Origin of the sequence: Agrobacterium vitis, from assembly GCF_014926405.1 — a bacterium.
Lineage (GTDB): Bacteria > Pseudomonadota > Alphaproteobacteria > Rhizobiales > Rhizobiaceae > Allorhizobium > Allorhizobium vitis_H.
On sequence record NZ_JACXXJ020000005.1, the window covers coordinates 1,470,221 to 1,483,003 of the forward strand.

Here is a 12,783-nt window from a genome sequence, read left to right on the forward strand (position 1 = left end):
GCTTGGTTTAAATAAAATACCGCATCTTGAGTGGCAGAAGCGCCGCACCGATGACTGCGGCATCACCCTTGACTTCGCTGAGCACCAGTCGGGCCTCCTTTGGCCCGACGCCGTAACGATGAACCCGCTGCGAGGGCATCGGGCATCTTTCGATCATCATCGCGCCCAGCGCTGGCGGCAATTGACCGCCGAAAACAATGGTCTGCGGATCTATCACAGCGATCAAAACCGCCACCAGCCGTTCGACCTGTGGCATGGTTGCCTCTAGCCACGCCTCCACGCCTGGCCAATCTGGGTCGAATGTCCGGTAAAGAGTATCGACGGAATCAATCTCGATGCCGTGGTCTTGAAGGCTCCGAAGCAAATATTGCAGGGCTGGGCGCCGAGGTGCCTCGGTTGGGTCGTAAATCCCGGATAATTCGGCGGCATTGCCATGAAATCCGTAAAAAGGCTGGCCGTTGAGGATCAGCCCGCCACCGAAGCCATAGTTGAACGACAGATAGGCAAAGGTCTGGCACCATCGCCCCACACCTTGCAAGCTTTCGCCGATAGCGCCCGTGGTCCCATTGTTCTCCTGCCAGACGGGAAGCTGAAACGTCTGTTCAAGGACCGGGCGAAGATCCGTCAGCGACCAGTCCTCCAAGGGTTCCGGCGCATTGAATATCCGGTCATCGGCAACGGAAAAACCCGACATGGCAAAACCCAGCCCCAGCAGCCGGTCGCGCGGCAGATTATGAGCATCAAGCATCTCGTCCAAGGTCCGTGACAAGGCAGCAAGGGTGGCCTCACGGCTGAGCGGCAGGAGATTGAGTTTCTTCTGGGCAATCACGCCGCAGCTGAAATCCGCGAGGCAGATAATCGCCGAATCGGTGTTGATCGATATGCCCAGCGACGCCACAGATTCCACCGCAAGCTCGATAGTCGGGCTTGGCTGGCCGCGTGCGCCCTTCAGCGGCGCGCCGGTGCGCAGCAAACCCCGCTCGATCAGCCCCTCGATCAACCGATGCACCGATTGCTGGGTCAGGTTGGTATGGGCGGTGATGACTGATCGGGCAATTGGTCCGTGACGGCGAACGATGTCCAGAATCAGGCGTTCGTTCTCGCTGGCAAGCGGGTTTCTGTCAAAGCGAGAGGGCTGTTTGGCTTGGGTCGTCATGGTTGAATATCTATCCGGCGTCTCGCGGTCAGGCAATCGCAACTCGACTGCGAGCATAAATTTCCGGCCTGTCACAAATATTACACTCAAAGTGTATTATTACGCCTGCAATTGATCCAGCTCTGATGGAGACCCCAATGCAGATGAAATTCCTGGCCATCGCGGCCCTGACGCTCGCCGCTTCCGTCGCTCCGTGTTTGAGCACCGAAACCAATATGAAAAATCTTGATTTCGATCTCTCCAAGGTCACAAGGGAGAATTTCTACGACATCGTCGTACCCGCCGCCAAAGCCGAGGGAACGGTGACCATGTATAACTACGCCGGTAGCTTCGGTGAAACCTGGAAAAACCTGACTGACAGTTTCACCGCCAAATACGGCATCAAGGTCATCTATAGCGACGTCAACGGCGATCAGGCCAACCAGCAGTTAATCGCTGTCCAAGCATCAGGCCAAGATGCGCCCGTCGATGCCTATTTCGCAGGCGGCGGCGGCTATCCGCTGCTCTCGGCCAAAGGGGTAATCGGTAAGATTCCATTGACGCAAATCCTGCCGAACATGGCAACCTATGATCCGGTCCTGGCGCAGACATTGTTCGGACGGCAGCATGGCGGCACTTTCCCGCTCGTCCATCTCAACCAGACGGCAATTGGCTATGACAGTGCCTTCGTCAAACCCAATGAGGTTCCCAAGAGTTTCGACGAATTGCTGGCCTGGGCGGAAAGCCATCCCAAGCGCCTGGGCGTCACCTTGCCAGCCAAAGGCGGATCGGGTGGTGGCTTCATCTATTCCGTGGCGCTCAATTACCTGACTGGCGATTGCCGCACGGCCCTGACAGACTACAGCAAAACGCTCCAGCAGGCCGAAGACTGGGCGATGTCATCAGAATGCCTGACGCCTGTCTGGGACTATTACCGCCGCCTGCTGAAGGCTGCGGAACTGACCAATGGCAATGCCGATACGCTGAACCTGATCAACAACCAGCAGCTCTATATGGGGACGGTCTGGGAAGATCAGGTGATGAGCTTTCTCGGCAACAAGCAATTGCCCGAAACCTTCCGCCTGACACTGCTGGAAAAGGGACAGGTCGGCTCCGGCGACGCAATGTTCGTCCCCGCCAATGCCAAGCACGTCGCCGCTGCCCTGCTGCTGATCGATATGGCCATGAGCAAGGAATTCCAGACCTTCAAGCTGGAAACCAAGGCATCGCGCTCGCCGCGCACCGATATTACCAACGATCTGATCCCGGCTGCCCTCCAGGATCATGTCTTGCCGAAAAGTGTCTATCCCCGCCTGTCGGTGCCTGCCTTCTGGGACATGTCAACCGCCCTTGCCGAAGCGCTCGATGAAAAAGTCCTGAACCAGTAATCCCAATCGATTCCGACGAACAGGGGCAAAGCCATGAGCGAGCTCGAGATCAACGACATCACCAAGGATTTCGGGTCAGCCCGCGTCCTCCACCCGGTTTCGCTTACCGTCGAAAAGGGCGAATTCGTCACTATTCTCGGTCCCTCCGGCTGCGGAAAATCGACGCTGCTGCGCATCCTGATGGGCATCAGCGAGGCGTCCGGCGGCGAAATCCGGCTGGCGGGCAAGCGGATTGATGGACTGGCGCCCGAAGCGCGCGATATCGCCATGGTGTTCCAATCCTATGCGCTGTTTCCGCATATGTCGGTCGCCAAGAACCTCGGCTTCGGCCTGAAGATGAAGAATGTCCCAAAAGACGAGCGGGCGCGGCGCATCGCCCATGTGCTGGAGATCTGCAATCTCAGCGCCCTTGTGGACCGTATGCCCCGGCAATTGTCCGGCGGTCAGCAGCAGCGGGTAGCGCTGGCCCGCGCCATCGTCATGCAGCCAAGTCTTTTGCTGTTTGACGAACCGCTCTCCAATCTCGATGCCAAGCTGCGTGATAGCCTACGCCACGAGTTGGTCGAACTGCATCGCCGCATCGGCGCGACGAGCCTTTACGTCACCCATGACCAGGCCGAGGCCATGGCGATGTCCGACCGGATCGTGGTGATGAACGGCGGTCAGGTTGTCGAAATCGGCACGCCGCTGGAGCTGTACCGGTCGCCAAAAGCGGCCTTTACAGCCAGCTTCCTCGGCCAGACCAATCTTCTCTCCGTCAAGGCGTCCGGCATGGATGCGCTGCTCCCCTGGGGTCAGAACGTCGTGCTGGACCGTCCCGCTGCCGGACCTATGCAGATTTCGGTCCGCCCGGAAAATATCGGTCTCGAGCGCGACGAAAACGGAACGGCAACCGTCACCTCTGTTTCATTCATGGGTGCCAATATCCTCTACACCGCCGATATCGGCGCGGTCAGGATCAAGATCAGCCAGTCAGGCGGGGCGATACCGATAGAGATGGGTAGCCGGGTCTCGCTGTCTTTCCACGATGCCGTGCATCTGCTCGAAGACCAGCCGTCGATGGAGGCCGCCTGATGCCATCGCTGCTTCGCCGCCGCTCGATCCAACTCCTGCTCTTGCTCCTGCCGGGGGTCGGCTATCTGCTGTTCTTCTTCGGCCTGCCGCTGCTGTCGGCGCTGGTCGGCAGCTTCCGGCTGGAAGATGGCAGCTTTACGCTCAGCTGGTATCAGCGCATCTTCACCCGGCCCTCCATGCTGCGCGGCCTATCCACCTCAATCTATTACGGCGTGATGCCGGTTCTGGTGTCGCTGGCGCTCTCCGTGCCGCTGGCGCTTCTGCTGCGCAAAAGTTTTATCGGGCGCAAGCTGTTCGGCGGGCTTTACAAGCTGCCGATGGCCGTTCCGAGCATTATCGTCGGGCTGATGATCATCGTCGTCTTCGAGCGTGGTGGCTTTTTCGACCGGCTGCTGGCCCCACTCGGCTTTACCCTACCGAAACTGGTCCGCGATGACCTGGGCGCGGGCGTTATCATGGCCAGTTCCTGGAAGCAGATCCCATTCATGACTCTGATCATCACCAGCGCCTTTGCCGCCATTCCCGAGGATATCCGCTTTGCCGCCCGCACGCTTGGCGCCTCCCGGCTTCGAACATTCCTGGCTGTGGACGTTCCGCTTGCCATGCCGGGCATTACCGCCGCCATTCTCCTGACCTTCATCGGCTCGATGGGCTCCTATGCCATTCCTGATATCGTCGGCCCGCCAACGGCGCGCCCGCTTTCGGTGCTGATGGTTCAGGAATTCAAACAGGGACGGTTCGAGCAGGTCTATGCGATGGGCATGGTGCTCAGTCTGTTCGCGGTCGTCGTTCTCCTGACCTATTATGCCCTGACCAGCCGGATCGGCGCTGGCAATGCGCGGGGGAATGCATGATGGCTGTTCTTGAGCTCGATACCCCTGTTGCAGCAAAGCGCCGCATGTTCCGCCCCGAAGACCGCCTGCTGGTTTCCATCGGCCTGTTTGGTACGCTGGCCCTGGCCATCGCCCTGCCGCTTGCTCTGATGTTTGTCTGGAGCATTGCCGATGGCTGGCAGCCGCCGCATGTGCTGCCGCAGGTCTATACGATCAGCCGCTGGGCAAGCGTGCTCAGCGATCAGGGTCTGATCCAGGCCATGGTCACCAGCCTTGCCATCGCCTTCACGGTCACGTTCGCAACGGCAATCATTGCCTTACCGACGGCCTGGGCCATGGCGCGCTTTCCCTTCCGGCTGAAACGGCTGGTGGAGATCTTCATTCTCGCGCCAGTCATCATTCCCGGTCTGGTGGTCGCGGTCGGCATCGGCCAGGTGTTCCTGGCGCTGGGCCTTGCCTATTCGGTGGCTGGCGTCATCATCGTCCAGATCGTCGGCACCCTGCCGCTGATGATCCGGCTGATGACCGCAACGCTTGAGACCATTCCCGACGAGCTGATCCATGCGGCCCGCTCGCTCGGTGCCGGAACAGTTGGCATTGTCGCGCATATCATCCTGCCGCTGGCCGTGCCCGGTCTGCTGGCGGGCGGGCTGATGTCCTTTATCGGCAGTTTCGAGGAATTCGACAAATCCTTCATCGTCGGCGCGCCTGTGGTCCAGACCCTGCCGATCAAGCTTTACATGTATCTCGACCCCTATTCGATGCAGCTGCCGCTGGCTGCCATCGTTTCCTTCATCCTGCTTTTGCCAGCCCTCATCGTCTTCATCATCGCCGGTCGCATCCTGCGCGACGACCTGATGGCGGCAGGCATGGGCAAGATCTGATTCCTTCGATAACCGTAACAGCCGAAAGTCCAACCCATGCCTGTCCAGACGTCCACGCTTGCGCACCAGTCCCCGGCCACCCGTCCCTGCTCGATTGCCGAAATGGCCTCGCGTACCAATCCCACCATTCTGACCATCGCCCATCGTGGCCTATGGAAGAGCACGGCAGAAAACTCGCTGGCCTCAATCCGGGAAGCAATTGCCCAAGGCGTGGATATGGTCGAAATCGACACCCAGTCCAGTGCCGATGGTCGTCTCGTGGTTATTCACGATGCGACCCTGGATCGAACCACGACCGGCAGCGGCACGGTTAGCGAATTGCCGTTCAATGTCATCCGTCAAGCAAAGCTGCGCAGCGGCGCGGGCGGCCCGGAGGCTGATATAACGGAGGAATGCGTTCCGACACTTGAGGAAATTCTCGAAGAAGCTCGCGGTCGTATTACCGTCAATATCGACACGAAATTCACCCGCGATCTGCCGCAGGTGATGGAGACGGTACTGCGGATGAACATTGCCGATCAGGTTCTGGTCAAGACCGACATCAATCTCGACGCGGACCATTTCGCCATTGCCGATGCCGACTGGTTCGGAAAAATCCCGCATATGCCGATGTTTCCCGTACGTCAGGGCCGGTTTACCGAAGACCTGCGCCGCATTGAGAGCCTCAAGGCGCCGATGATCGAAGTGAAATTCACGGATCTTGCCGATATCGCCGATGCGCGGGCCGAACTGGAGCGCCAAAACATCCGCGTCTGGATCAACACACTCGACGTCTCGCATTGCCTCGATTTCAACGATACCCGCGCCCTTGCCGATCCAGATGCGGTCTGGACCGTGCTGGCAGATGCAGGCGTCGGTGCGATCCAGACGGATGAGGTCGAGGCATTCAAGGCTTGGCTGCACGCCAGACAGGCGTAAGATAGAACATCGGACCGAAAGTTAAGAACCGCTTTTCGGTCCGATGCTGTAATTTAAGGTTCAGTGCTATCAACTCGGTCTCTTCTCCCCATCGGGGAGAAGGTGGCGGCAGCCGGATGAGGGGGTGGCGAAGCCCCGAAATCTTTGCGTCGTGTACTGTGATTTCGGTTTTCTACACGATGCTCTAGAAACAGAAACGCCGTGCGTCCAACTTGGATGCACGGCGTTTTACTGTAGAGCAAGTCTGGAGGTAAATTACTTGGCAGTCATGCCCGGCAAGGTCACGCGGAACACCTGGAACATGGTGTCAACCTCAGCGCCGCCTTCAGCCTTGTAGGCAGCACCAACCTGATAGCCATCCTGGGTCAGGAAGTCGTTGTCATTGGCGACGAACAGGAAATAATCGTCTGGGGCAGATGGATCGAGCGCCGGGGCGACCGACATGGCCTCCCATTTTTCAGAGAGATTATCCTTGTCGTTCGGCGCGCCATTGTGCAGGCCGAAACGGGCCAGATCCTTGTCGTCGTTCATGTCGATAAAGGGCGTGACCGCCGCAACCTTGACGGACGCATCTACCACGCCCTTCGGGGCAACCGGCTTCGCATCGTCAAACTCGCCATTGGCAATATCGGTGGCAGCAGACAGATCAACCAGATCGATCTTGCGGTAAACCGATGTATCGCCCTTCATGCTCTGGCCATTATTGCTGTCACGCGCCAGCATCAGGAATGTCTTGTCCGACAGCGCCAGAATTTCGCTCTGAGCGGCGACTGCAACCTTGCCCTTGTTGTCGAAGGTCGGCAGGGGCACGACATATTCATGCACCAGCTTCAGATGATCCATATCGGCGGCATCGTAAACCAGGGCGCGGGTATTCATGCGGGTCGAGCTGCTATCACCGCCATCCTGGCGGGTTGCCGATTGCAGCAGCGCAATCAGGAACTTACCATCCGGTGTCAGCGACATGCCTTCCAGGCCCTGGTTGTTCTGGCGACCGCTATCCGGGTCTTTCGGGTCTGGCTTCTTGCCGCCTTCGCCAACATTGTTGGACGAGAAGTTCAACTCACCCTTGCGCATTGGCAGCAGAGCCTTTGGCGGCTGGGTGGCGGAGAGCAGTTTGCCCGCAGCCGAGAAGTGATAGATATAGGGACCGTATTCGTCGCTGATCATCATCGAGCCGTCCTTCAACAGAACGACGGCTTCCGGATCGAGCGAGATCTTGCCGGTGGTCGCCTGCGGCAAGGCTGGCAATGTCTTGGTCGCGGCGCGAATGCCGGATTCCGGGTCCAGACCGGTCAGGCTCTTGCCCTCGCCGTCCGTCAGCAGGATCGTATCGGCAAGCTTGGCATCAACGCCTTTCTGCTGCTTGTCAGCCGGCGCAGTGGTCCCAACTGGTGTCGGCGCGAGGGTGAAATCAATTCTGTTGATCCGGGTGTTATAATCCGTCGTGCCTTCGACATTGTAGCCACGATCCGGCAGGAGCCAGAGTGAACCGGAATAGCTCTCGCCCTGCTTTTTCCACTGGGTCAAATCCATTGCCATGCCGGAGCCGGAGCCAAAGGTTTCCTTGAACTTGTCGCGCGCATTGGCCGGGATGCGGCCAATGGCGACCAGACCCTTGTTGGCGATCGTTACCCCGTTGGCGCTGACCGTTCCTTCCGCCAGAGTCATTCCCGCCGAAGAAACCACGAATGTTGCGGCCAGAAGCATTGCCTTGCGTGAAAATATCATCATCCCGATCCTTTGCATCAACCGGGGCAGCCCTCAGCCTTTGATGGTGAGGCGGCATTTGTCTGCCGCATCACTGCTCCCCCATCAGGGCCATTAGAAGCTTCCCGTGACAGGATCGTGACAAGATCATACAGGAAACGGGCATTCTGCCGAAAGCCTACAGCCCCGTTTTTCCCTTTGCGACATCCACGACAGGCGGCATGGCAATAGCGCCGGAAGCCGGTTTCCATTCCGGCATGACCAATCCACCGGAAATCAGCAGCTTGGCGCCCTCTTCCGGCGTCATGTCCAGCAGTTTCAGGCGGCTGCGGGGAACGAACATCAGGAAGCCTGCTGTCGGAACCGGTGTCGGCGGCATGAAGACAGCGATCATCTCCTCGCCCTCCTCGTTCAGCCGGGCCGCGATTTCGCCGGTCACTTCGGTGGCGACAAACACCATGGCCCAGGTGCCGGGAGCCGGGAACTCGATCAGCCCGACCTTTTTGAAGGAACTGGACTGTTCCTTCAGTACCGTTTCAAAAATCTGCTTCAGGCTTTTGTAGAGGGTGCGGACCAGCGGCATGCGGTTGAGGATCGACTCCCCGAAATTAACGATGGATCGCCCAACGAGATTGCGCCCCAGAAAGCCGATCATCGTGATGCCGACCACCGCAATCACCAGGCCGGTGCCGGGAATGGCGATATTGAAGTAATATTCCGGATTGTAGCGCTGCGGAATATAGGGCGTCACCCAGCTGTCGGCCCAATCGATGAAGGTGAAGGTCAGCCAGACGGTGATCGCCAAAGGCGCACAGATAATCATGCCGGTCAGGAAATTGGTCCTTAGCCGGCTGGCAAAAGAAATTCGTTCTGGTTTATCCGACATATGATCCGATTTTTCATGAAATGGCCTGCTTCGCCGCATAAACGCACAGCGAAGCAGTATGGCCAAACTGTGCGGCACCTTGCCCGCCAAGACAAGGTGCATCGCAAAAAAATCGATCACTCAACCGTGACGGATTTCGCCAGGTTGCGCGGCTGATCGACATCCGTCCCCATGAACACCGCCGTATGATAGGCGAGCAACTGGATCGGCAGTGAAAACACCATAGGCGCGATGATTTCCGCGACATCGGGCAGAACGATGGTTGCCATGGTTTCCAGCCTGGAGGATGCAGCGCCCTTCTCATCAGTGATGAAAATGATCCTGCCGCCGCGCGCCGCCACTTCCTGCATGTTCGAGACGGTCTTTTCAAAGAACCGGTCATGCGGAGCGATGACGATAACAGGCATGTTTTCATCGATCAGCGCAATTGGACCATGCTTCAACTCACCGGCAGCATAGCCTTCGGCATGGATATAGGAAATCTCCTTGAGCTTCAGCGCTCCTTCCAAGGCCAACGGATAGCTGGTGCCGCGACCGAGATAGAGCACGTCCTTGAATTTCGACAGGTCCCGCGACAGGCTTTCCATCTGCGGCTGGATCAGGTTGACCACCCGGCTCATGATGCGCGGCAGTTCGGACAGATGCCGCACCATCTCCTTTTCTTCTTGGTTGCCGATCAGGCCCCGCGCCTTACCGGCAGCAATCGCCAGCGATGCCATGACCGCGAGCTGGCAGGTGAAGGCCTTGGTGGAGGCAACGCCGATCTCCGGCCCGGCCAAAATCGGAAAGACTGCATCGGCCTCGCGAGCAATGGTCGATTCCTGCACATTGACGACAGCACCGATTTTCAGCCCTGCCTCCTTGCAATAGCGCAGCGAGGCAAGTGTGTCGGCAGTTTCACCCGATTGCGAAATGAACAGCGCCGCCTGATCCGGCGACAGCGGCATTTCCCGGTAGCGAAATTCGGATGCGACATCGATTTCAACAGGCAGGCGCGCATAGCGCTCGAACCAGTATTTGCCGATCAAGCCTGCCAGATAGGCCGTCCCGCAGGCCGAAATCGCCAGGCCCCGCAGGCGTGCGAAATCCAGGCCGATCACATCGCTCTTCACCGTATGGGCAGCCAGATCGACATAATGCGCCAGCGCATGGGAGATCACCTCCGGCTGTTCATAGATTTCTTTCTCCATGAAATGGCGATGATTGCCCTTATCGACCAGATAGGCGCTGCCCTGCGAGACCTGCTTGATGCGCTTGACCGGCTTGCCCGCGAAATCCATGATCTGGGCACTGCGATGGCCAATCACAGCGAAATCCCCATCGACCAGATAGGTAATCTGGTTGGTGAAAGGCGACAGGGCAATGGCGTCGGAGCCCAGGAACATTTCACCCTTGCCATGGCCGATGGCCAGCGGCGGGCCGAACCGGGCGGCAAAAAGCTGGGTCGGATCATCGGCAAACATCACCACCAGCGCATAGGCGCCGGTAATCCGGTTCAGCATCGCCAGCATCGCGCCCTTATGATCCAGCCCCTGACGGCGGAAGCGGGCAAGAAGCTGGGCGACGACTTCTGTGTCGGTCTGGCTGGTGAACGTAGCGCCGTCAGCGACAAGCTCGTCGCGCAGCTCGGAGAAATTCTCGATAATGCCGTTGTGAACGACCGCGACGCCTTCGACGAAATGCGGATGGGCATTGGCTTCATTCGGCACGCCGTGCGTGGCCCAGCGAGTATGGGCAATGCCGATCAAGCCTGGAAGCGGCTGTTGTGCAAGCTTGGTTTCCAGATTGAACAGCTTGCCCTCGGCGCGGCGGCGATCCATCACCCCATGATCGAGGGTCGCGACACCTGCCGAATCATACCCCCGGTATTCCAGCCGCTTCAGGGCGTCTACCAAGCGTTCTGAGACCGGCCGATCACCGACAATTCCGACAATACCGCACATGCAATTCTCCTTCTCGCGCTCACGCGAGGCCAGTCCTACCAATTCCGGAGGATTTCTCAATTCCAGGGATGGTCAATTTGGATATCGTGACGTTACGAAAATATCCGTGATCATGAACCGGATTTTTTCATGGCCTTGATGGCGAGGTTCCGCTCCCGGATCGCTTTTGCCCGCTCTGGTTTGATTTCCTGACGCGCCCTGCCAAGCGCTAGGGCGTCGGCAGGCACATCATCCGTAATCACGCTACCAGAGGCGATCAGCGCGCCATCACCAATCGTCACTGGAGCAACCAGGGCGCTGTTGGAACCGATAAAGGCATGAGCGCCAATCCGGGTCTCATGCTTGTTCACCCCATCGTAATTGCAGGTGATGGTGCCTGCCCCGATGTTGGTTTCCGCCCCGATATAGGCATCGCCGATATAGGTGAGATGGTTGATCTTGGCGCCAGCGCCAATCTCAGCCTTTTTCACCTCACAGAAATTGCCTACCTTGGAGCCCTCGCCCAAATTGGCGCCGGGCCGCAGCCGCGCAAACGGACCGACGGTCGCGCCGGATGCCACATGCGCACCTTCCAAATGCGAGAAGGCATGGATCACCGCGCCGCTTTCCACAGTCACGCCGGGGCCGAACACTACATTCGGCTCGATCAGCACGTCCTGGGCCAGCACAGTATCATAGGCCAGAAACACAGTTTGCGGGGCAATCATCGAGACGCCTGACAGCATCAATTCATGACGCCGACGCTCCTGCCAGAGCTTTTCGATCACCGCCAGTTCGGCGCGATTGTTGCAGCCCGCAAGCTCGGCTTCCGGCGCATCGACAGCAACCGCCTTGCCACCCAAAGACCTGATGATTTCAACCAGATCTGTCAGGTAATATTCACCCTTGGCATTGGCATTGCCGATCCGCCCCAGAAGGTCCAGCGCCTTCGCACCATTGATCGCCATCAAACCGCTATTGCACCAGGTCACCTTGCGCTCTTCGTCGCTGGCATCCTTTTCTTCGCGGATGGCGACCAATTCACCGTCCTCGACCAGAAGACGGCCATAGCCGGTCGGCTTTTCAGTGTGAAAACCGATCACCGCAATGTCATTGCCGTCAGCCAAAGCCGCACGCGCTGCCAACAGCGGACCTGGCGTAATCAGCGGCGCATCGCCATAGGCCACCAGAATATCGTCATAGCCTCGGCCAAGCGCCTCGCGCGCGGTCAAGACGGCATGACCGGTGCCAAGCCGCTCGGTTTGCACGAAGGGTGTGACGGAGAGGCCTTTGATGCTGGCGGCTTGTGTGACCTTATCGGCATCGCGCCCGACGACCAGTGCTACATCGGCAATATCGCTGGCGGCAATCGCCTGCATCACATGGGCAATCATCGGCAGGCCCGCCACCGGATGCAGCACCTTGGACATCGCGGATTTCATTCGCGTGCTATCGCCTGCGGCGAGAATGACGGCAAGACAGGTGCGGCTCATCAGGTATCTCCAGCCAGTATAGGTCCAGCATGCACGGCAACGACCGGCGAGCGCTGTTTACCAGCTTGAATGAAAACTACAAATGGAGAAATATCAGCCGTCTTCGCTACGGGCTGACGGATGGACGGAACGATAAGCTGCCAGCAGCTCTTCAACAGAGATCCCATCGATGGTGGCGTCAGTCATCCGGCAGCCGAAGATTTGCAGGCCGGACAGATTGGCGTCGTGAATTTCCGCGCCAGACAAGTTCACATCATTGACCCGCAGACCCGAGAGATTGGCTTTATCGATCCGCCAGCCGGACAAATCGCCATCGGTGAAGCGGGCACCGGAGACATTGATCTGTTGAAAATGGCTGCCCGAAAGATTGGTATCAAGGAATTCCGACCCAGACAGATCGCAATCCTTCACATCCAGTTGGTCCGTCACGCCACGAAGCTGCATGTTTTGATATCCTAGAGTTTGTCAGGGAAAAGTGGAATCCGGTTTTCCCGAAAAGACAAACGAAAACAAGAGAATCTAGAGTCGGTCTGATTCAAT

11 protein-coding genes are annotated in these 12,783 nt (G+C 58.3%); 5 read left to right on the forward strand and 6 right to left on the reverse strand.

Annotated features, from left to right (window positions below; translation table 11 throughout):
* Positions 1-7 precede the first annotated feature (7 nt).
* Positions 8-1,156 carry an ROK family transcriptional regulator gene (locus IEI95_RS17995; RefSeq protein WP_194416850.1) on the reverse strand — a complete coding sequence of 383 codons (1,149 nt, stop codon included), beginning with the start codon at positions 1,154-1,156 and terminating at the stop codon, positions 8-10.
* A 137-nt stretch (positions 1,157-1,293) separates the two neighbouring features.
* Here IEI95_RS17995 and IEI95_RS18000 point away from each other — a divergent pair, with 137 nt between their 5' ends.
* Genes IEI95_RS18000 through IEI95_RS18020 form a run of 5 tightly spaced genes read left to right on the forward strand, consistent with a single transcriptional unit; the run spans position 1,294 to position 6,232 of the window.
* Positions 1,294-2,523: an extracellular solute-binding protein gene (locus tag IEI95_RS18000; protein ID WP_194416851.1), complete on the forward strand. Its 1,230-nt coding sequence runs from the start codon at positions 1,294-1,296 to the stop codon at positions 2,521-2,523.
* A 33-nt stretch (positions 2,524-2,556) separates the two neighbouring features.
* Entirely contained in the window at positions 2,557-3,597 is a 1,041-nt protein-coding gene (locus IEI95_RS18005; RefSeq protein ID WP_194416852.1) for an ABC transporter ATP-binding protein, read from the forward strand.
* Positions 3,597-4,451: an ABC transporter permease gene (locus tag IEI95_RS18010; RefSeq protein ID WP_194416853.1), complete on the forward strand. Its 855-nt coding sequence runs from the start codon at positions 3,597-3,599 to the stop codon at positions 4,449-4,451. The genes IEI95_RS18005 and IEI95_RS18010 overlap by 1 nt, the downstream gene beginning before the upstream one ends.
* Positions 4,448-5,314 (forward strand): ABC transporter permease, encoded by an 867-nt coding sequence (locus IEI95_RS18015; protein ID WP_194416854.1) that lies wholly within the window; start codon positions 4,448-4,450, stop codon positions 5,312-5,314. Before IEI95_RS18010 ends, IEI95_RS18015 begins: the two co-directional genes overlap by 4 nt.
* A 36-nt stretch (positions 5,315-5,350) precedes the next feature.
* Entirely contained in the window at positions 5,351-6,232 is an 882-nt protein-coding gene (locus tag IEI95_RS18020; RefSeq protein ID WP_194416855.1) for a glycerophosphodiester phosphodiesterase family protein, read from the forward strand.
* A gap of 255 nt (positions 6,233-6,487) precedes the next feature.
* Here the strand turns inward: IEI95_RS18020 and IEI95_RS18025 are convergent, their stop codons facing one another.
* From IEI95_RS18025 to IEI95_RS18045, 5 genes are all read right to left on the reverse strand, one after another.
* Complete coding sequence (locus tag IEI95_RS18025; RefSeq protein WP_156535100.1) at positions 6,488-7,963, reverse strand: esterase-like activity of phytase family protein; 1,476 nt, start codon at positions 7,961-7,963, stop codon at positions 6,488-6,490.
* Positions 7,964-8,120: 157 nt separating this feature from the next.
* Complete coding sequence (locus IEI95_RS18030) at positions 8,121-8,828, reverse strand: DUF502 domain-containing protein (protein WP_156535098.1); 708 nt, start codon at positions 8,826-8,828, stop codon at positions 8,121-8,123.
* 116 nt (positions 8,829-8,944) lie between these two features.
* Positions 8,945-10,771, reverse strand: a complete 1,827-nt coding sequence (glmS, locus tag IEI95_RS18035; protein WP_156538061.1) for a glutamine--fructose-6-phosphate transaminase (isomerizing) — start codon at positions 10,769-10,771, stop codon at positions 8,945-8,947.
* A 110-nt stretch (positions 10,772-10,881) separates the two neighbouring features.
* Positions 10,882-12,243, reverse strand: a complete 1,362-nt coding sequence (glmU, locus tag IEI95_RS18040; protein ID WP_156535097.1) for a bifunctional UDP-N-acetylglucosamine diphosphorylase/glucosamine-1-phosphate N-acetyltransferase GlmU — start codon at positions 12,241-12,243, stop codon at positions 10,882-10,884.
* Positions 12,244-12,336: 93 nt separating this feature from the next.
* Positions 12,337-12,687, reverse strand: coding sequence for a pentapeptide repeat-containing protein (locus IEI95_RS18045; RefSeq protein ID WP_194416856.1), 351 nt, complete (start codon positions 12,685-12,687; stop codon positions 12,337-12,339).
* Between the last annotated feature and the right edge of the window lie 96 nt (positions 12,688-12,783).

Coding starts and splice junctions, on each gene's coding strand:
- IEI95_RS18010 (WP_194416853.1), top strand. CDS start 3,597: ATGCCATCGCTGCTTCGCCGCCGCTCGATCCAACTCCTGCTCTTGCTC.
- IEI95_RS18025 (WP_156535100.1), bottom strand. CDS start 7,963: ATGATATTTTCACGCAAGGCAATGCTTCTGGCCGCAACATTCGTGGTT.
- IEI95_RS18015 (WP_194416854.1), top strand. CDS start 4,448: ATGATGGCTGTTCTTGAGCTCGATACCCCTGTTGCAGCAAAGCGCCGC.
- IEI95_RS18020 (WP_194416855.1), top strand. CDS start 5,351: ATGCCTGTCCAGACGTCCACGCTTGCGCACCAGTCCCCGGCCACCCGT.
- glmU (WP_156535097.1), bottom strand. CDS start 12,243: ATGAGCCGCACCTGTCTTGCCGTCATTCTCGCCGCAGGCGATAGCACG.
- IEI95_RS18000 (WP_194416851.1), top strand. CDS start 1,294: ATGCAGATGAAATTCCTGGCCATCGCGGCCCTGACGCTCGCCGCTTCC.
- glmS (WP_156538061.1), bottom strand. CDS start 10,771: ATGTGCGGTATTGTCGGAATTGTCGGTGATCGGCCGGTCTCAGAACGC.
- IEI95_RS17995 (WP_194416850.1), bottom strand. CDS start 1,156: ATGACGACCCAAGCCAAACAGCCCTCTCGCTTTGACAGAAACCCGCTT.
- IEI95_RS18005 (WP_194416852.1), top strand. CDS start 2,557: ATGAGCGAGCTCGAGATCAACGACATCACCAAGGATTTCGGGTCAGCC.
- IEI95_RS18045 (WP_194416856.1), bottom strand. CDS start 12,687: ATGCAGCTTCGTGGCGTGACGGACCAACTGGATGTGAAGGATTGCGAT.
- IEI95_RS18030 (WP_156535098.1), bottom strand. CDS start 8,828: ATGTCGGATAAACCAGAACGAATTTCTTTTGCCAGCCGGCTAAGGACC.